Source organism: Microcella alkaliphila (assembly GCF_004216855.1).
In the GTDB taxonomy this organism is placed as follows: Bacteria; Actinomycetota; Actinomycetes; order Actinomycetales; family Microbacteriaceae; genus Microcella; species Microcella alkaliphila.
In genome coordinates this window covers 87,600-106,021 of sequence record NZ_SGXT01000016.1, presented here as the reverse complement: position 1 = coordinate 106,021, position 18,422 = coordinate 87,600, and the positions used below count along the sequence as shown (strand labels likewise).

At 69.2% G+C, this 18,422-nt stretch carries 19 protein-coding genes and 1 tRNA gene; 17 read left to right on the top strand and 3 right to left on the bottom strand.

From position 1 onward, the window contains the following. The first annotated feature begins 15 nt into the window (after nucleotides 1-15). A complete protein-coding gene (locus EV140_RS09205) occupies nucleotides 16-495 on the top strand; it encodes an ATP-dependent zinc protease family protein (RefSeq protein WP_130283229.1) in 480 nt (159 codons plus the stop codon). 7 nt (nucleotides 496-502) lie between these two features. Here the strand turns inward: EV140_RS09205 and EV140_RS09200 are convergent. Together EV140_RS09200 and EV140_RS09195 are read right to left on the bottom strand one after the other, a co-directional pair. Further along, nucleotides 503-575, bottom strand: a tRNA-Arg gene (locus tag EV140_RS09200). 41 nt (nucleotides 576-616) lie between these two features. Continuing rightward, entirely contained in the window at nucleotides 617-1,291 is a 675-nt protein-coding gene (locus EV140_RS09195; protein ID WP_130283227.1) for a hypothetical protein, read from the bottom strand. 64 nt (nucleotides 1,292-1,355) lie between these two features. On the opposite strand from EV140_RS09195, the gene EV140_RS09190 reads away from it, so the two are divergent. The 9 genes from EV140_RS09190 (at nucleotide 1,356) to prmC (ending at nucleotide 12,787) form a co-directional block, all read left to right on the top strand. Continuing rightward, on the top strand, nucleotides 1,356-3,020 hold the full coding sequence (locus EV140_RS09190) for an arginine--tRNA ligase (protein WP_130283225.1): 1,665 nt from the start codon (nucleotides 1,356-1,358) through the stop codon (nucleotides 3,018-3,020). A 4-nt stretch (nucleotides 3,021-3,024) separates the two neighbouring features. Further along, nucleotides 3,025-3,789: an LmeA family phospholipid-binding protein gene (locus EV140_RS09185; protein ID WP_130283223.1), complete on the top strand. Its 765-nt coding sequence runs from the start codon at nucleotides 3,025-3,027 to the stop codon at nucleotides 3,787-3,789. A 102-nt stretch (nucleotides 3,790-3,891) separates the two neighbouring features. Further along, on the top strand, nucleotides 3,892-5,337 hold the full coding sequence (gene lysA / locus EV140_RS09180; protein ID WP_130283221.1) for a diaminopimelate decarboxylase: 1,446 nt from the start codon (nucleotides 3,892-3,894) through the stop codon (nucleotides 5,335-5,337). After that, the gene (locus EV140_RS09175) at nucleotides 5,334-6,653 is read left to right on the top strand and encodes a homoserine dehydrogenase (protein ID WP_130283219.1); all 1,320 of its coding nucleotides are present in this window, start codon (nucleotides 5,334-5,336) and stop codon (nucleotides 6,651-6,653) included. The genes lysA and EV140_RS09175 overlap by 4 nt, the downstream gene beginning before the upstream one ends. Before the next feature lie 4 nt (nucleotides 6,654-6,657). Then, entirely contained in the window at nucleotides 6,658-7,740 is a 1,083-nt protein-coding gene (thrC, locus tag EV140_RS09170; protein WP_096422082.1) for a threonine synthase, read from the top strand. Then, nucleotides 7,737-8,678, top strand: coding sequence for a homoserine kinase (gene thrB / locus EV140_RS09165; RefSeq protein WP_130283217.1), 942 nt, complete (start codon nucleotides 7,737-7,739; stop codon nucleotides 8,676-8,678). Before thrC ends, thrB begins: the two co-directional genes overlap by 4 nt. Before the next feature lie 166 nt (nucleotides 8,679-8,844). After that, on the top strand, nucleotides 8,845-10,809 hold the full coding sequence (gene rho, locus EV140_RS09160) for a transcription termination factor Rho (RefSeq protein ID WP_241971401.1): 1,965 nt from the start codon (nucleotides 8,845-8,847) through the stop codon (nucleotides 10,807-10,809). Between the two features lie 5 nt (nucleotides 10,810-10,814). After that, nucleotides 10,815-11,894, top strand: a complete 1,080-nt coding sequence (gene prfA, locus EV140_RS09155) for a peptide chain release factor 1 (protein ID WP_130283212.1) — start codon at nucleotides 10,815-10,817, stop codon at nucleotides 11,892-11,894. A 26-nt stretch (nucleotides 11,895-11,920) separates the two neighbouring features. Further along, nucleotides 11,921-12,787, top strand: coding sequence for a peptide chain release factor N(5)-glutamine methyltransferase (gene prmC / locus EV140_RS09150; RefSeq protein ID WP_096422077.1), 867 nt, complete (start codon nucleotides 11,921-11,923; stop codon nucleotides 12,785-12,787). A gap of 4 nt (nucleotides 12,788-12,791) precedes the next feature. On the opposite strand, the gene EV140_RS09145 is transcribed toward prmC, so the two are convergent. Then, nucleotides 12,792-13,406, bottom strand: coding sequence for an HAD-IA family hydrolase (locus EV140_RS09145; protein ID WP_241971400.1), 615 nt, complete (start codon nucleotides 13,404-13,406; stop codon nucleotides 12,792-12,794). Between the two features lie 83 nt (nucleotides 13,407-13,489). Here EV140_RS09145 and EV140_RS09140 point away from each other — a divergent pair, with 83 nt between their 5' ends. From EV140_RS09140 to atpH, 7 genes are all read left to right on the top strand, one after another. Beyond that, nucleotides 13,490-14,167 carry an L-threonylcarbamoyladenylate synthase gene (locus EV140_RS09140; RefSeq protein ID WP_096422073.1) on the top strand — a complete coding sequence of 226 codons (678 nt, stop codon included), beginning with the start codon at nucleotides 13,490-13,492 and terminating at the stop codon, nucleotides 14,165-14,167. Next, nucleotides 14,164-15,408, top strand: coding sequence for an MraY family glycosyltransferase (locus EV140_RS09135; protein WP_096422071.1), 1,245 nt, complete (start codon nucleotides 14,164-14,166; stop codon nucleotides 15,406-15,408). Before EV140_RS09140 ends, EV140_RS09135 begins: the two co-directional genes overlap by 4 nt. Continuing rightward, on the top strand, nucleotides 15,405-15,863 hold the full coding sequence (locus EV140_RS09130) for a Cg1360 family ATP-synthase-associated protein (RefSeq protein WP_130283210.1): 459 nt from the start codon (nucleotides 15,405-15,407) through the stop codon (nucleotides 15,861-15,863). The genes EV140_RS09135 and EV140_RS09130 overlap by 4 nt, the downstream gene beginning before the upstream one ends. 63 nt (nucleotides 15,864-15,926) lie before the next feature. Further along, entirely contained in the window at nucleotides 15,927-16,766 is an 840-nt protein-coding gene (gene atpB / locus EV140_RS09125) for a F0F1 ATP synthase subunit A (RefSeq protein ID WP_241971399.1), read from the top strand. Between the two features lie 54 nt (nucleotides 16,767-16,820). Next, entirely contained in the window at nucleotides 16,821-17,051 is a 231-nt protein-coding gene (atpE, locus tag EV140_RS09120) for an ATP synthase F0 subunit C (protein ID WP_130283206.1), read from the top strand. 10 nt (nucleotides 17,052-17,061) lie between these two features. Continuing rightward, the gene (locus EV140_RS09115; RefSeq protein ID WP_130283204.1) at nucleotides 17,062-17,607 is read left to right on the top strand and encodes a F0F1 ATP synthase subunit B; all 546 of its coding nucleotides are present in this window, start codon (nucleotides 17,062-17,064) and stop codon (nucleotides 17,605-17,607) included. Next, entirely contained in the window at nucleotides 17,608-18,393 is a 786-nt protein-coding gene (gene atpH / locus EV140_RS09110) for an ATP synthase F1 subunit delta (RefSeq protein WP_130283202.1), read from the top strand. Nucleotides 18,394-18,422: the final 29 nt, after the last annotated feature.

Genomic DNA, 18,422 nt, shown 5'->3' with positions numbered 1-18,422 from the left:
TGACATGATGGCGAGGTGGCCAGAGCGACCCATTCAAGCATCCCGGCGGGGTGGCGCGAGTGGGTTTGCTTGCCCGAGGTGCCCGTGCCGTGGATCAAGGCGAAGCTCGACACCGGCGCCCGCACCTCATCACTGCACGTGTTCCGCTGCGAGGAGTTCACCCGCGACGGCGCCGACTGGGTGCGCTTCGACGTGCATCCCTGGCAAGAGTCGCGCGACGACTCCGTGACGGTCGAGCTGCCCGTGCACGACCGGCGGCGCGTGCGCTCGTCGTCGGGGCACGCGGAGGAGCGCATCGTGGTGCTCATGACGATTCGGATGCTCGAGCGCGACATCACCGCGGAGGTCACGCTGACAAATCGCGACGCGATGGGCTTTCGGATGCTGATCGGCCGCCAGACCCTGCGCCAAGGCTTCGTGGTCGACTCGGCGCGCTCGTACCTTGGCGGCAAGGCGCCGAAGCCGGTGCGCCGCGCCAACCGCGGGAAGGGATAATTGCCAGCGCCCCCGACAGGATTCGAACCTGCGGCCCTCAGTACCGGAAACTGATGCTCTATCCCCTGAGCTACGGAGGCGTGGTTCAGCCTAGCGGGTCAGCGCGCGGCCCGGCTGCGCTCTAGGGCAGGTTGCGGCGAATCGCGTCGAGCAGGGGAGCGACGTCGGCGGGTTCGAGGAACGCGGCCGACTCTGCGGTGATCCAGTAGGGCCCGGTGAAGGCTTCGACGACGCCGAGGCCGGCCTCGGTGCGGTAGTAGCCGTCCATGCCGAGCCCGCGGGTTGTGCCCCCGGCTGAGGCAGCGGCGGACCTCACACGCTGCAGGTTCGCGCTGTCGAAGCGGGCGACCCCGATCGAGTACGTCTGCGTGCTGGTCTGGTTGAGCCACCCGCAGGCGGTTCCCGAGAGCTCGACGGCGCGCGCGGGGCCGCTGCCGGCACGCACGCGGTAGCCGGGGTCGGCGCCGACGTTGGGGTTGTAGTCGTAGACGTCTTGCGGGGTCAACAGCTGGTCGCAGGCGATCTGCAGCCGGATTCCCGCGAGCGGGCTGGAGGTCGCCGTCGGCGACGGGCTCGGCGCAGGGCCGCTCGTCGCGGTCGGGCTCGGCGAGGGGATCGCCGTCGCGTCGGGCTCGTCCGCGTCGGGTGTGGCGCTCGGCGCGACGCTCGGGCTCGCCGACGGCGGGATGCTTGCACTCGGTTCCGGCGCATCCCCCGGCTCGCTCGCCGCGCACCCCGCGATAAGCGCGACCGTGATGATGGCCGCAGCCACGTGCATCCCCCTGACCCCCGTCATGCCGCCCATTCTGGCCCCGATCGCGGCGCGGTGGGCCAAGGCGCGCCCGATAGGATCGACCACCGTGGAACCCGCTCAGCTCGCCGAATCCTTGCTCGCCGTCGTCACCTCGGCGCTCGAGCGACGCGGGGTCGACGCGGCGGGCGTTTCGCTCGACGACATTGCCCTCGAGCGGCCGCGCAATCGCGATCACGGCGACTGGGCGACGAGCGTCGCGTTGAAGCTCGCGAAGCGTGTGGGGGTGTCCCCGCGCGAGTTGGCCGCCGATCTGCAGGCGGGCCTCGCGGGTGTCGACGGAATCGCGTCGGTCGAGATCGCCGGCCCCGGCTTCTTGAACATTCGCCTCGACGCCGCCGCGGCGGGTTCGCTTGTCTCGACGATCCTCGAGCAGGGCGAGCGCTACGGGACGAGCGAGACGCTCGCCAGCCAGTCGATCAACCTCGAGTTCGTGTCGGCCAACCCCACCGGGCCGCTGCACATCGGGCACACCCGCTGGGCGGCTCTCGGCGACTCGCTCGCGCGGGTGCTGTCGGCTGCCGGCGCGACAGTCACGAGCGAGTTCTACATCAACGACGCCGGAGCCCAGCTCGACGTGTTCGGCGCTTCCGTGCTGGCAGCGGCCCTCGGCGAGCCGGCGCCCGAGAACGCGTACCCCGGGCAATACATCGCCGACCTGGGCGTGCGGGCGCTCGCAGAGCGTCCCGACCTTGCGACGCTGCCGCGCGACGCGGCGGTTCTCGTCGCGCGCGAGCTCGCCTACGGCTGGCAGCTCGGCGAAATTCAGTCGTCGCTTGCGCAGTTCAACGTGCACTTCGACGTGTGGTTCAGCGAGCGCACCCTGCACGCGGCAGGACCCGGCGGGGAGGCGAGCCCGATCGATTCCGCTGTCGAACGGCTTCGCGCCCAGGGTCACGTTTTTGACGAGGATGGCGCCGTCTGGGTGCGTACGACCGACTTCGGTGACGACAAGGACCGCGTGATTCGCCGCGCTAACGGCGTCTACACGTACTTCGCCGCCGACGCTGCCTACTACCTGTCGAAGAAGGATCGCGGGTTCGGGCTGAGCATCTATCTGCTGGGCGCGGACCACCACGGCTACGTGCATCGTCTCAAGGCGCTCGCTGGAGCCGCGGGCGACAACCCCGACACCGACATCGAGGTGCTGATCGGTCAGCTTGTGTCCATCAACGGTGCACGCCTGTCGAAGCGGGCGGGCAACATCATCGAGCTCGACGATCTGCGCGCATGGCTCGGCACGGATGCCCTGCGGTACTCCCTCGCCCGTTACCCCGCCGACTCGCCGCTGACGCTCGACCCCGAGCTCTTGCAGAAGCGCAGCAACGACAACCCGGTGTTCTACGTGCAGTACGCCCACGCTCGCACCCACCAGGTCGCGCGCAACGCCGCCCAGTCGGGCGTCGAGCGCGTCGACTTCGACGCCGCGACCCTGACCGACGAGACCGAAAGCGTGCTGATCGGGGTGCTCGCGGAGTTCCCGCGCGTCGTCGCACAGTCAGCAGAGCTGCGCGAACCCCACCGGGTTGCCCGCTACCTCGAGCAGCTCGCGGCGGCGTACCACAGGTGGTACGACACCTGCCGGGTCACGCCGCAGGGTGACGACCCGATCGAGTCCGTCCACCGGGCGCGCCTGCACCTGAGCGACGCCACCGGCCAGGTGTTGCGCACGGGTCTTGACCTGATCGGCGTGTCCGCCCCCGAGCGGATGTAGCGCGGTGTCGCGGCGCGCGAAAGCCCTCATCGGCGGCCTGGTCGCCGTCGTCGTCCTCGGTGTGCTGCTCGTTGCTGCCGAACTCGTCGCCCGCTCGATCGTCGCCGACCGCGTCGACGCAGAACTTCGGCAAGCCTTTGCGCTCGACGCCGACGACCCACTCACGGCCTCTGTCGATGGTCCGATCGTTCTCCTGCAGCTCGCTCAGGGGCGCCTCGACCGCGTGCGCGCCGAGATTCCCGGGGTGGAAGCAGGCAGCATCAGGGCCGACGTGGAGCTCATCGCGGAGGGTGTGGCGCTCGACGCCCGCCAGCCGAGCGACCGCGTCGAGGCGACCGTCCGCATCGCCGAGAGCGACGTGTCGCGCCTGCTCGGAGCGCTCGGTCAGGCGGTCGTGCGCGACATCCAGTTGGTCGACGGCGAGGTGGTGCTCGTGACCGGCTTCGACGTCTTCGGTCTCGGCTTCGAGCTGGCAGCCGGCGTCGCGCCGTCGATCGAGCGCGGCATCGTGTCGCTCGCGCCGTCCAGCCTCGCCCTGAACGGTGCCCGTGTCGAACTCGCCGAGCTGCGCGGCCAGTTCGGCGGGTTCATCGACCCCATCGTCGACCCGCTGCTCGCTCCCCGCGACATCTGCATCGCCGAGGCGCTCCCCGTCGGGCTGACCGAGCAGCGCGTCGACGTTCTCGACCGCGAACTCGTCGTGATCGTGTCGGGCGAGAATGTGGCGCTCGGCGGCGACGACCTCGTCGAACGCGGCAGCTGCCCCTGAGGTGCGCCGAGTCGGCATACGAGGCTCGGTAGACTCAGGCGACGGCCCCGGCGATCCCGGTGAGACCGCGCTCACTCCGCATCGACCCCCCTGAGGTTCTTCGTGTCTGCCCACCCGCTCGCCCCCGCCTGGCTCGAGCGCCCCGCCGACGGCAATGCGCTGGCGCCGCAGCTGTGGCCGGCGAGTGCGCGGCGCGGCGGGGAACGCGGAGAACTCGAGATCGGCGGCGTGCGCGCCAGTCGGCTGGCCGCCGACTACGGCACCCCTCTCTACGTGATCGACGAGACGGATGCTCGCGCGCGCGCCCGCCGGATCCGTCGCGCTCTCGAGACGGCCACCGCCCGCGCCGGCACCTCTGGTGTCGTCTACTACGCGGGTAAAGCGTTTCTCTCGACCGCCGTTGCCCAGTGGATGGCCGGTGAAGGCCTCAACATCGATACGGCGAGCGGCGGCGAACTCGCCGTGGCGCTCGCCGGGGGCATCGACCCGGCTCGCATCGGGCTGCACGGCAACAACAAGTCGGACCGCGAGCTCGAGAAGGCGGTCGGCGCCGGCGTCGGGGCGATCGTGATCGACGCTGTCGAGGAGATCGACCGCGTCGCCGAGGTCGCGAGACACCACGGCCGCGTGCAGCCCGTTCGCCTGCGCATCAACTCGGGAGTTCACGCGCACACCCACGAGTACCTGGCGACCGCGCGCGAAGACCAGAAGTTCGGCGTGCCGCTGACGCAGGCAGACAGTGCGGTCGCGCGTATCCGCGAGCACGCGGGTGTTCTCGAGTTTCTCGGGCTGCACTCACACATCGGCTCGCAGATTCTCGTTGCCGACGGTTTCCTCGAGGCGGCTCGGCGACTGCTCAGCATGCACGCTCGGCTGCTCGAGCACGGGCCCGTTCCGCAGGTGAACCTCGGCGGCGGATTCGGCATCGCCTACACGACCGCGGACGAGCCGGCCAACATCGAGGAACTGCTGAGCCGGCTCGTCGACACGATTGCGGAGGTCTGCGCAGAGCTGCGAATACCCGTCCCCGCGATCGCGATTGAGCCAGGACGCAGCATCATCGGGCCAGCGGGCGTGACCCTCTACGAAGTGGGCACCATCAAAGACGTCGAGGTGCTGACCAACGCGGGTGAACTCGCGGTGCGCCGCTACGTCAGCGTCGACGGGGGCATGAGCGACAACGCCCGCCCCGCCCTGTACGGAGCTGACTACGCCGTTCGGCTCGCGTCGCGCGCCTCCGACGTCGACCCCGTACTCGTGCGCATCGCCGGCAAGCACTGCGAGAGCGGAGACATCGTGGTCGATGCCGACTATCTGCCGGGCGACGTGCGCCGCGGTGACCTTGTTGCCGTGCCTGCCACGGGGGCGTACTGCTTTTCGCTGTCCAGCAGCTACAACTACCTCACCCGGCCGGCCGTCGTCGCCGTTGCCCGGGGCGAGGCCCGCCTCATCGTGCGGGCTGAGTCCGTCGCCGAACTGTTGCGTCGTGACGTCGGCGCCACCGAAGCCACCGAAGTTCTCCGATCAGAAGGGTCCCGCTACTCGTGATCTCGTACCGCAACCTTCGCGTCGCCGTCCTCGGAGCCGGCAGCGTCGGCTCCCAGGTCGCCGACCAGCTGCTCACGCACGGCCCCGAACTGTCCTCCCGCATCGGCGCGGGCCTCGAGCTCGTCGGTGTCGCCGTGCGCGACCTCGACGCACTGCGTGACACCGCGATCCCTCGCGAGCTGCTCACCACCGACGCCGAATCGCTCGTGGTCGGCGCTGACGTGGTCATTGAGCTCATGGGTGGGCTGGAGCCCGCGCGCACCCTCATTCTGAAGGCGCTGAATGCCGGCGCCGACGTCATCACCGCGAACAAGGCGCTCTTGGCGACCCACGGCCCCGAGCTGTTCGACGCGGCCGCCCAGGTGGGCGCGCAGCTCTACTACGAGGCGGCCGTCGGCGGCGCCATTCCGATCATTCGGCCGCTGCGTGATTCGCTCGCCGGTGACCGGGTCACGCGCATCCTCGGCATTGTCAACGGCACCACGAACTTCATCCTCGACCGCATGGACACGGTCGGCGAAAGCCTGGAGGAGGCGCTCGCCACCGCCACGGAGCTCGGCTACGCCGAGGCCGACCCGACCGCCGACATCGAGGGCTACGACGCGGCGCAGAAGGCGGCGATCCTCGCGAGCCTCGCCTTCCACACACGCGTGCCGCTCGAATCGGTGCACCGCGAGGGCATCACGAGCATCAGCCACGAGCAGGTCGTCGCCGCCCGTAAGGCTGGCTACGTCGTGAAGTTGCTCGCAATCTGCGACCGCGTGGACGGCGAGAACGGGGGAGTCTCGGCGCGCGTGCATCCCGCCCTCGTCCCCGTTGACCACCCGCTCGCGGCCGTCCACGGCGCCAACAACGCCGTCTTCGTCGAGGCCGAGGCCGCCGGGCCGTTGATGTTCTACGGAGCCGGAGCGGGCGGAATTCAGACCGCATCCGCCGTACTCGGTGATGTCGTCTCCGCCGCCCGCCGCCACGTCGTCGGGGGCCCCGGCGTAGCCGAGTCCCAGCACGCGAACCTCCCCGTGCTGCCGATCAGCGCCGTGACCACCCGCTACCAGATCACCCTCGAGGTGGCCGACCGCGCCGGCGTTCTCGCCGCGATCGCGGGCATCTTCCAAGAACACGGCGTGTCTGTCGAGACCCTTGAGCAGACCGTCATCCCCGCCGGAGCCGGGTACGCGGGCGACCAGCCCGCCGCTACCCTGGTGATCGGCACCCATGAGGCGTCCGAGGCCGACCTGGCCGCGACCGTGGCGTCACTGACCGGCAACGACGTCGTCCACTCTGTGACGAGCGTGCTGCGAGTAGAAGGACTGTAATTTAGTGGCCCACCAGTGGAAGGGCGTGCTGCACGAGTACGCCGACCGACTCGACGTTTCCGACGCGACGCCCGTCATCACGCTCGGCGAGGGCGGCACGCCCCTCATCCCGGCGCGCTACCTCTCCGAGCGCACCGGCACGCGCGTGTACGTGAAGTACGAGGGGATGAATCCGACGGGGTCCTTCAAAGACCGCGGCATGACGATGGCGATTTCGAAGGCCGTCGAACACGGCGCCAAGGCCGTCATCTGTGCCTCGACGGGCAACACCTCGGCGTCGGCTGCGGCCTACGCCACGCACGCGGGGATTGCGGCCGCGGTGCTCGTGCCCGAGGGCAAGATCGCGATGGGCAAGCTCAGCCAGGCCGTCGCGCACAAAGCCCAGATCATCCAGATCGAAGGCAACTTCGACGACTGCCTCGACATCGCGCGCGATCTGGCGAAGAACTACCCCGTGCACCTCGTCAACTCGGTCAACCCCGATCGCATTGAAGGGCAGAAGACCGCGGCATTCGAGGTCGTCGAGGTGCTCGGCGATGCGCCCGACTTCCACATCTTGCCGGTCGGCAACGCCGGCAACTACACCGCCTACCACCGCGGTTACAGCGAGGAGTTGGCGCGGGGCGTCACGACGAAGCTGCCGAGGATGTTCGGCTTCCAGGCCGCGGGCAGTGCCCCGATCGTGCTCGGCGAGCCGGTGACGAAGCCCGAGACGATCGCCAGCGCGATCCGGATCGGTAACCCGGCCTCGTGGGAGCTTGCGCTCACCGCCCGCGACAACAGCGACGGCTACTTCGGCGCCATCGACGACGCCGGAATTCTCGCCGCGCACCGCATGCTGAGCCAAGAGGTCGGCATCTTCGTCGAGCCCGCCAGCGCCATTTCGGTGGCCGGCCTGCTCGAGCGCGCGGAGGCCGGCCACATTCCGGCGGGCTCCACAGTGGTGCTCACCGTCACGGGTCACGGACTGAAGGACCCCCAATGGGCCCTGCGCGGGCCTGACGGCGTCGACGTGCAGCCGACGGTCGTTCCCGTCGACACGGTCGAGGTTGCCTCGGTGCTCGGCCTCGAGAAAGCACCGGTGTGACCCTCGACCCGCGGCTCGTCGGCCGGCGGGTCAGCGTTCGCGTGCCCGCCACCACGGCAAACCTCGGGCCGGGCTTCGACACGCTCGGGCTGGCGCTCAGCGTGTACGACGAGCTCGAGGTGACCGCCGTCGCCGAGCCGGGCGCTCACGTTGAGGTGCACGGCGTGGGGGAGGGCACGGTCGAAACCGACGAATCGAACCTCGTCGTCCGATCGATCGCCCACGTGTTCGACCGCGCCGGCATCACGATGCCGGGGCTTCGGCTTGTCGCGCACAATGCGATCCCGCACGGCCGCGGCATGGGGTCGTCCGGCGCCGCGATCGTGGGCGGCGTGATGGCCGCCAAGGGCCTCCTCGACGGAATCGTCGAGCTCGACGAGGAGGATCTGCTCGCTCGCGCCACCGAACTTGAAGGTCACCCCGACAACGTGGCCCCCGCGCTCTTCGGCGGCCTCACAATCGCGTGGATGGGCGAGCGCGGACCGCAGCACAAGCGCCTGACCGTGCACCGAGGCGTGTCACCACTCGTGTGCGTTCCGGAAGCGTCCACCATGTCCACGGCGATGGCGCGCACGCTGCAGCCGGCCCAGGTGCCGCACTCCGACGCGATCTTCAACGTGTCACGATCGGCGCTCCTGATCGCCGCGTTGATACAGAGCCCCGAACTGCTGCACACGGCGACCGAAGACCGCCTCCACCAGTCGTATCGCGCGGCCGCGATGCCCGAGACCGACGCGCTCATCCAGGTGCTGCGTCAGGCCGGTTTCGCGGCGGTGGTGTCGGGCGCCGGCCCCTCCATTCTCGTCGTGTGTGCCGACCCCGGCGAGCGGCTGCGAGCGGCCGAACTCGTCGAGAAGCACCGCGCCACGCCCTGGCAATCGCACATGCTGGCCGTGGATGTGCTCGGTGCTACAGTGGTGACGCACCCCGCGCAGTAAGTGGCGTCGCCACCGTTGCGCATCTTCCGAGCACTCGCTCACCCGCACCTCCCGCACGCACCCCGCGTCATGTGACGACCGTCGTCTATGCCGGTGGCTCGCCGGGAGGCGGACCCGTGCATCCCGGGCCATTTCTCGTGCCCGAGTCGAAAGGACCGACACCCCCGTGACCGAAACATCCAACGATCTGTCCGGCCTCAAACTGCCGCAGCTGCAGGAGCTCGCCTCCTCACTCGGCGTCGCCGGAATCTCGAAGCTCCGCAAGGGCGAGCTCGTCGCCGCCATCGAGGCGGCCCGCGGCGGCGCGGCTGCGCCCGCCCCGAATGACGCCCCCGCAGCGGATGCGGCACCCGCCGAGGCGCCCGCTTCTGAAGCCGCTCCTGGTGAGGCTGAGCCCGCCGCGGACGGCACCACCGCGGCCGACGCCCCTCCCGCCGCCGACGCTGCTCCCGCGGCCGAGCGTTCGGGACGCCGCGGCTCGCGGCGCGCCACCACGGGAACGGTGACCGCCGCGGGCGACACCCGCCGATCGGCCGCCGACCACGTCGCCGGCGGTGACGCCGGCGTCGCCGTCGCCCCCGACGCTGCGGCAGCCGGCGAGGCCGCGAACGCCGACCAGAAGTCGGACGGTCAGAGGGCCGACGAGCAGACGCCCGCCGAGCAGCAGGCCGATGGCCAGCAGGGTGACCAGTCGCAGAACGAGCGCGGCGGGCGCGGTCGAGGCCGCGGTCGCGGTCGCGGTCGCGGCGGCGACAAGAACGACCAGGGCCAGAACGGCCAGAACGGCGACGCCAAGAAGGACGAGCAGCCGTCTCAGGGTGGCCAGCAGCAGGGCGGTCGTGGCCAGAACGCCGGCCAGAACGGCCCCCGCGACGACGACCGAGACGACGAGTCGGGTCGCGGCCGTGGACGCGCTCGCGACCGCAAGCGCGGTCGCGGCCAGAACGACGACGTTGACCCGGAAATCAGCGACGACGACGTCCTCATTCCCATTGCGGGCATCCTTGACGTTCTCGACAACTACGCCTTCGTCCGCACCACCGGCTACCTTCCCGGCCCGAGCGACGTCTACGTCTCCCTCGGCCAGGTGAAGAATTACCAGCTGCGCAAGGGCGACGCCGTCGTCGGCGCCATCCGGCAGCCGCGAGAGGGCGAGAATCAGGGCCGCCAGAAATACAACGCGCTGGTGCGCGTCGACTCGATCAACGGCCAAAGCATCGACGAGGCGCGTTCGCGCGTCGAGTTCAGCGCGCTCACGCCGCTCTACCCGCAGGAACGTCTGCGTCTCGAGACGGCCCCGACGAAGCTCGCGACCCGCATCATCGACCTCGTCGCTCCCATCGGCAAGGGCCAGCGCGGTCTCATCGTCTCGCCGCCGAAGGCAGGCAAGACCCTCGCGCTGCAGGCCATCGCCGGAGCCATCGCCGAGAACAACCCTGAGGTGCACCTCATGGTCGTACTGGTCGACGAGCGCCCTGAAGAGGTCACCGACATGCAGCGCTCGGTTAAGGGCGAAGTCATCGCCTCGACCTTCGACCGTCCCGCCGACGACCACACGACGGTTGCCGAGCTGGCGATCGAGCGCGCGAAGCGCCTCGTCGAGCTCGGTCACGATGTGGTGGTGCTGCTCGACTCGATCACTCGACTCGGCCGCGCGTACAACGTGACCGCGCCGACGAGCGGCCGCGTGCTGTCCGGCGGCGTCGACTCGGCCGCGCTGTACCCGCCGAAGAAGTTCTTCGGTGCCGCCCGCAACATCGAAGACGGCGGCTCGCTAACGATCCTCGCCACGGCACTCGTGGAGACCGGGTCGAAGATGGACGAGGTGATCTTCGAAGAGTTCAAGGGCACCGGCAACATGGAGTTGCGTCTGTCTCGCCAGCTCGCCGACAAGCGCATCTTCCCCGCCGTCGACATCTCCGCCTCGGGCACCCGTCGTGAAGAGATGCTGCTCGGCAACGATGAGGTCGCGGTTACCTGGCGTCTGCGTCGCGCGCTCGCGGGTCACGACCCGCAGCAGTCGCTCGAGATCGTGCTGGGCAAGCTGAAGGAGACGCAGTCGAACGTCGAGTTCCTCGTGCAGATCCAGAAGGCGCTGCCCCAGAACGGCGCGGCCCACAAGGGCGAGTGACACACGTGTTCGATAGCGTCGAGGCGCTCATCGCCGAGCACGCCGAACTGCAAGAGCAGCTCGCCGACCCGGCGGTGCACGCCGACCCCGCGCGCTCGAAGAAGCTCAACCGGCGATATGCCGAGCTGAACCAGATCGTGCACGCGCACGACGTGTGGCAGCAGGCGGGCGATGACCTAGCGGCCGCGCGTGAGCTTGCGAAAGACGACGAGGCGTTCGCCGACGAGGTCCCCGCGCTGGAGGAGGCTCTCGCTGAGGCGCAGGAGAAGCTGCGCCGCCTGCTGATTCCTCGTGACCCCGACGACGGCCGCGACGTGATCATGGAGATCAAGGGCGGCGAGGGTGGCGAAGAGTCGGCACTGTTCGCCGCCGACCTCTTGCGCATGTACTCGTACTATGCCGAGTCGCGCGGCTGGAAGGTGGAGCTTCTTGACTCGACCACGAGCGACCTGGGCGGCTACAAGAACGTGCAGGTCGCCATCAAGTCGACGTCGTCCGATCCCGCCGACGGCGTGTGGGCGAGCCTCAAGTACGAGGGGGGCGTGCACCGCGTGCAGCGCGTTCCGGCGACCGAGTCGCAGGGCCGCATCCACACGTCAACGACCGGTGTGCTCGTGTTCCCCGAGGTGGACGAGCCCGAGGAGGTCGACATCAACCAGAACGACCTGAAGATCGACGTCTACCGGTCGTCCGGCCCGGGCGGCCAGAGCGTCAACACAACCGACTCGGCCGTGCGCATCACGCACCTCCCGACCGGAATCGTCGTGGCGATGCAGAACGAGAAGAGCCAGCTGCAGAACCGCGAAGCGGCCATGCGCGTCCTCCGCGCCCGCATCCTCGCCAAGCAGCAGGAAGAGATCGCGGCTGCGCAGTCGGATGCGCGCAAGAGTCAGATCCGCGGGATGGACCGCTCCGAGCGCATCCGCACCTACAACTTCCCCGAAAACCGCATCGCCGACCACCGCACCGGGTACAAGGCCTACAACCTGGATGCCGTGATGAACGGGGCCCTCGGCCCCGTCGTCGAGTCGTGCATCCAAGCGGACGAGGAGGCGCGGCTCGCCGCTCTCGGCGACGAAACGTGAGCGGCGCGAGACGTGGCGTCAGCGCGATGAGCGAGGCGGCCACGATCGATGCCCTGCTCGCCTGGGCGAGCGACGAACTCGCGGCGGCGGGCGTGGCATCGGCCCGCGGCGACGCGGCCCATCTCATCGGTCACGTTCTCGAGCTCGGTCGCGGCGAGGTCGAGGCGAAGGCGATCACCGCGATGAGGGTGCCGGCCGACCGGGTCGCCGAGGTGGTGACGCTCGTCGATCGTCGTGCGCGCCGGGAACCGCTCCAGCACATCCTGGGCGTCGCGGCCTTTCGCGGGCTCACCCTCGCGGTCGGCCCAGGCGTATTCGTTCCGCGGCCCGAAACCGAAATCGTGGCGCAGTACGCCATCGACGCGCTGCGGGCGCGCCCCACCGTCGAGCCGCTCGCCGTCGACCTCGGCAGCGGCAGCGGCGCCCTGGCGCTCGCGCTGGCCACGGAGGTGCCGAACGCTCGAGTCGTCGCGGTCGAGAAGACGCCCGAGGCGGTGCCGTGGACGCGCCGCAATGTCGAGCGGCTCGGGGCCGGTCGCGTGAGCGTGGTCGTTGCCGACCTCGCCGACGCGCTCCCCGAGCTCGCCGGAAGCGTTGACGTCGTGGTGTCGAACCCGCCGTACGTGCCCGAGCGCGCGCTGCCCCGCGACCCCGAGGTTCGGCTGTTCGACCCCCCAGAAGCTCTCTACTCGGGCACGGACGGATTGGACGCGATGCGAGCCGTCGCTGCCACGGCCCATCGGCTGCTCGTGCCGGGCGGCACCCTCGTCGTCGAGCACGGTGAGGAGCAGGGATCTGCGGTCCGGCGCATCCTGGCCGAGGCTGGCCTGCGGGCGTCGGCGACGCATCCCGACCTGCTCGGACGCGACCGGGCGACCACGGCCGCCCGCTGATTCGTCAGGCGGCGGCGCGTTCAGCGAACGCGTCGATCGCGGCCCGCAGGCCGGCCGCGTGTACGTACACGTGACCGGTGATGCCGAGGGATTCGGCGCCGGCGACGTTGTCGGGCCGGTCGTCGGTGAAGAACGTCTGTGCCGCGGTCGCCCCGTAGTGCTCCATGGCGCGGGCGTAGACGGCGGGGTCGGGCTTCCGGGCCCCGAACCGGGCGCTCGCGTGCAGATGCTCGCGTCCCATCACCTCGGCGAGCTCGGACGCGACCTCGTGCAGATGCTCCTGGATCAGGATCGAATTGTTCGTCAGCAACGCGACGCGACCGAATTCGGCGGCCCGCCGCACGGCATCCACCGCCTCTGGCCGCGCGACCGTTGATTCCGCCCGGATGCGCACCCATTCCTCTCGAGGAATGTCCGCCCCGATCGCTGCCGTCACGACGGCCAGGTACTCGTCGGCGTCGGCCGGATCGCCCGCCTCGGCCGCGAATTCGAGGCCGTTCAGCCACCAGCGCCGCCGCAACTCGGTGAGATCGTGCCCCGTTCGGGCCGTCAGGGCCGCCATCCGCGTGCGCCAGTCGTAGTCGCACAGCACGTCGTCCATGTCGAACAAAAACAGCACGGCGGATCGGGGTCCTCTCGGCGGGGTCGGGCGCCGCTCGACCGGGCGGCACCTCCAGTCTGCCCGACTATGATGGGAGCATCATGGTGAGCGTTTTTGACTGCAGCGTGGAGGCCGAACTCCTCGCCGGATTGCGGGCCGCGCGAGGCGCCATCGGCCGCGGCGAGCTCGTCGTCATGCCGACGGACACGGTCTACGGCGTCGCCGCCGACGCCTTCCGCCCTGAAGCGGTTCAGCGCCTGCTCGACGCCAAGGAACGCGGCCGCGACGCGCCCCCGCCGGTGCTGATTCCGGGTATCCCGACGCTCACCGCTCTCGCCGAGGTCGTGCCCGACGAGATCACGGCGCTCGTGCGCGAGTTCTGGCCGGGGGGCTTGACCGTCGTCGTCGAAGCACGCGAGTCGCTCACCTGGGACCTCGGTGAGACGGGAGGGACTGTCGCCTTGCGCATGCCCGATGACACCGTCGCCCTGAACCTCTTGGCCGACACCGGGCCGCTCGCGGTCTCCAGCGCGAACCTCAGCGGCCGCCCGGCCGCCCGTAGCTGCCAGGAGGCCGTCGACATGCTCGGCGATCGCGTCGCCGTGTACCTCGACGCGGGTCCGCGGGGCGTCGCGCCCGTCAACGGCCGCGACAACGGCTCGACGATCGTCGATGCCACGAGCCTGGCGCTTCCCGAGGGGCGACTGCGGATCCTTCGCCACGGCGTCATCCCCGACGACGACATCGCCCGCATCGTCGGTGCGGAGCGCATCGCGTGAGATTCCTGCTGCTGATTGCCCTCATCGCCGCGGTCATCAGCCTCGTCGGTGCCTGGGCGATCGTGCGGCTCAGTCATCGCTTCAAGCTCTATCCCGGCATTCGTGAGCGTGACGTGCACACCCGTCCGACGCCGCGACTCGGGGGTATCGCCATCGTGGTGGGGGTTCTCACGGGCCTCGCCGTGGCCTCTCAGATCAGCTGGTTCCGGCCCGTGTTTGCCGACCCGTGGCCCGTTCTTGCGATCGCGGCCGCGGCGCTCATCATGCTCGCAATCGGCGTGGTCGACGACATCCTCGACCTCGACTGGGTGACGAAGCTCGCCGGCCAGCTGCTGGTCGGCGGGTTTCTCGCCTGGGCGGGCGTGCAGATCGTGTCCCTCCCGGTCGGGCCGGGGGAGGGCATCACGGTGCTGTCTCCGACGCTCTCGCTGATCATCACGATCCTGGCGGTCGTCCTCGTGATGAATGCCGTCAACTTCATCGACGGTCTCGACGGACTCGTCGCCGGGGTCACGTTGATCGCGGGCGGCGTGTTCTTCGCTTACAGCTACATCCTGTCGACCTCGACCGGTCAGTCGGCGTTCAACCTCGCCTCCATGGTGATGGCGGTTCTGCTCGGCGCCACCCTCGGATTCCTGCCCTTCAACTGGCACCCCGCGAAGATTTTCATGGGCGACGGGGGAGCGCTCGTGATCGGGATGCTCATGGCCGTCTCCACGGTCACGGTGACGGGACAAATCGACCCGGCGTCGATCGGCTCGGAGCAGCTGCTTCCGGCGTTCATCCCGCTCATGCTTCCCTTCGCGGTGTTGATCGTTCCCCTGATGGACTTCGGGCTTGCGGTGCTGAGACGTCTGCGGGCCGGGAAGAGCCCGTTCAGCGCCGACCGTCTGCACCTGCACCACCGCCTGCTCGACATGGGGCACAGCCACTTTCACGCCGTGCTGATCTTCTACGGCTGGACGGCGGTCGTTGCGGTCGGCACGCTCGCCTTCATGTTTGTCGACTGGCGTATCGCCCTCGGCGGCGTGAGCGCGGGCCTCGTGCTCTGCGCCATTGTCACGCTTGCCCCGCTCAGCCGACGCAAGCGCGTCGAGTCTGCCGCGCAGCGCGCCCCGCACCCCGATGCCCAGCTCGCGCAGTACGACCCGCTCGACGCGGCCGCGCCGCCGATCGACCACGAACCCGACCCCCGCGACGCGCCCGTCGCTGACACCACCGAGGAGAACCGCCGGTCATGAACGTCGAAAAGACTCTGAAGCTGTCACTGCTCTACGGAGCCGCGGTGAGCATCCTGATTGCCATCGTCGGCAGCGTCGTCGGGGCTCTTGTCGCCGGTCTCGCCGGACTGCTGTCGGCGCTCATCGGCGCGGCCGTCGGCTTCCTGTTCGTCGGCATCACCGCGCTCAGCGTGCTGATCGCCGTGCGCACGTCGAAAGACGACCCCTCCAGCCCCGTGTTCTTCGTCATCATCATGGGCGCATGGCTGGTGAAGCTGGTGGGCTTCATCGGGTTCGTCGCCGTATTCCGCGGGGTGGATGCACTGGATCCGGTCGCTCTGTTCGTCGCGCTCGTCGCGGCCGCAGTCGGCAGCGTGGGGGCCGACGTTGTCGCCGTTCTGCGCTCGCGTATTCCGTATGCCGACCCTCCACTGCCGGGGGACGCCGCCGATTCGTCCGACCGGGCCTCGAGTTGATAGGGTTGACCCCGGTCACCCACGCCGATCACCTCGCTTTCTGATCTGACCGACGCCCTGATCTTGGAGACTGCGCTGTCTACTTCTGCCCTCGTCACTGCCTCTCTCCTGCGACCCTTCGCCGGCGAAGACGGCCAGTTCAAAGCCCCCGGCATCGACGAGTTCGTCGGCCTTCCCGCTCTGTTCTTCGAAGGCACGCCCTTCGAGATCAACCGCATCATCATGGTGCGCCTCATCGCGCTGGCCATCATGGTGCTCTTGATGTACTTGGCTCTTCGCAAGTCGCGCCTCGTGCCGACCCGCGGCCAGGGAGCCGCCGAGATGGCCCTCGACTTCGTGCGCGTGCAGATCGCCGAGCAGATCCTCGGTGAACGCCTCGGGCGCCGCTTCCTGCCGCTTCTGGCATCGCTGTTTTTCGCGATTCTCGCGATGAACATCACGGGCATCGTCCCATTCGCCAACATCGCCGGAACATCTCTCGTCGGAATGCCACTCACGATGGCGCTCGTGTCCTACGTCGCGTTCATCTACGCCGGCATCCGCGAGGTGGGCGGGTGGCCGTTCATTCGCAACGCGCTCTTCCCGCCCGGCGTTCCTCCGGTGCTCTACTTGCTCCTGGCGCCCGTCGAGCTGATCAACATCTTCATCATGCGGCCCGTCTCGCTCGCGCTGCGTCTTCTTCTGAACATGATGGTCGGCCACCTTCTGTTGGTGCTCGCCTTCGCCGCGACGAACTTCCTCGTCGTCAACGTGGGCGGGGCTGCTGCCGCGTTTGGTGCCCTGACTCTCTTCGGCGGCATCGTCATCACGCTGTTCGAACTGCTCATCGCGGTTCTGCAGGCGTACGTCTTCACCCTGCTTACCGCGGTCTACATCCAGCAGGCCGCGTCCGATCACCACTAACCTCCGCACCGCTTCGTCATTCGACGACGCGATCACCACCGAAAGGAAACACACGTGGACTCCACAATCCTCGCGCAGATCACGGGCAACATCGCGACTGTCGGTTACGGCCTTGCGACGCTCGGCCCGGGCCTCGCCGTGGGTATCGTCGCCGGCAAGACCGTCGAAGCGATGGCCCGTCAGCCCGAGATGGCCGGCCGCCTGCAGGTGACGATGTTCTTGGGCATCGCCTTTGCCGAGCTGCTCGCCTTCATCGGCGTCGCCACCTTCTTCATCTTCCAGTAAGGCTTCCCTGATGCTGTCGAGCCCGACGATTGCGGCTAACGCAGGAATCGCGCTGTTCCTGCCCCCGGTGTACGACATCGTGTGGTCAGCGGTGCCCTTCGCGCTGATTCTCGCGTTCTTCTTCTTCTTCGTGATGCCGCGCTTCCGAAAGATCCTTGACGAGCGCGCGGAACTGATCGAGGGGGGCATTGCCAAGGCCGAGGCCGCCCAGGCGGAAGCGTCTGCGCAGCTGGAGGAGTACAACGAACTCCTCGCAGAGGCCCGTGCCGAAGCGGGGCGCATTCGCGAGCAGGCCCGCACCGACGGGCAGGCGATCCTCGCGGACCTGAAGCAGCAGGCGCAGTCTGAAGCCGCGCGCATCACCGCCACGGCGCAACAGCAGATCGAGGCAGAACGCCAGGCCGCTGTTGTCTCGCTGCGGACCGAAGTCGGCACCCTGGCCATTCAGCTGGCGGGGGGCGTGATCGGCGAGACGCTTACCGACGACGCCAAGGCAACGGCAATCGTGGATCGGTTCCTGGCCGACCTCGACGCCGACGAGAAGGCGACGACGTAAATGGGCTCAGCGACTCGGACGGCTCTGGCCGGCGCGCGCCAGGTGCTCGCGTCGACGCCCGGGCTCGACCGCGCCGCAGGGGGGCAGCTACTCGCTGCCGCTCGGCTCATCGGATCGTCCCACGGTCTCCAGTCGGCGCTGTTCGCGGCCGACGGAACAGCGGCGACGGCGATGCGCGACCGCGTTTTCGCAGAACTGAGCGCGCCCGCGCGGTCGGTCCTCGAATCGGCGCTGTCCGCATCCTGGTCATCGTCCGGCGAACTGATCGCCGGCATTGAAGAACTCGGAATCCGCGCGCTCGCGCTGACGGCCGACGACGCAGACGCGGTCGCTCGCGAGCTCGATGCGGTCGGCCAACTGGTAGCGACCTCGGCGGAACTCGAGCTGGCCCTCAGCGGCACGCGGGGCACTCCGGAGTCACGAGGCGCCCTCGTCGACCGGCTGCTCGACGGCCGCACGAGCCCCGAGGCCCGCACCATCATGAGCCACCTCGTTCGCCAGCCGCGCGGCCGGCGAATCGGTGAACTTGTGCGCACCGGGGCCGAACTCGTGGCAGACGCGGTTGGCAAGGGCTTTGCGACAGTCACGGTCGCCAAGTCACTGACGGACACGCAGTTGGCGGAGGTCGCTCAGACCGTCCGCGAGCGATACGGCCGAGACCACCTGCTGGTGCAGGTCGTCGACCCGTCGGTTCTGGGCGGCGCCCGCATCCAGGTCGGGCACGAGGTCATCGACGGCAGCATCGCCGCGCGACTGACCGATCTCACGCTTCAGCTGGCGCGGTAGCGCCGGTAACACCATCCAGCGGCCCGGCT

Coding starts and splice junctions, on each gene's coding strand:
- EV140_RS09195 (WP_130283227.1), bottom strand. CDS start 1,291: ATGACGGGGGTCAGGGGGATGCACGTGGCTGCGGCCATCATCACGGTC.
- prmC (WP_096422077.1), top strand. CDS start 11,921: ATGAGCGAGGCGGCCACGATCGATGCCCTGCTCGCCTGGGCGAGCGAC.
- EV140_RS09140 (WP_096422073.1), top strand. CDS start 13,490: ATGGTGAGCGTTTTTGACTGCAGCGTGGAGGCCGAACTCCTCGCCGGA.
- EV140_RS09130 (WP_130283210.1), top strand. CDS start 15,405: ATGAACGTCGAAAAGACTCTGAAGCTGTCACTGCTCTACGGAGCCGCG.
- EV140_RS09115 (WP_130283204.1), top strand. CDS start 17,062: ATGCTGTCGAGCCCGACGATTGCGGCTAACGCAGGAATCGCGCTGTTC.
- atpH (WP_130283202.1), top strand. CDS start 17,608: ATGGGCTCAGCGACTCGGACGGCTCTGGCCGGCGCGCGCCAGGTGCTC.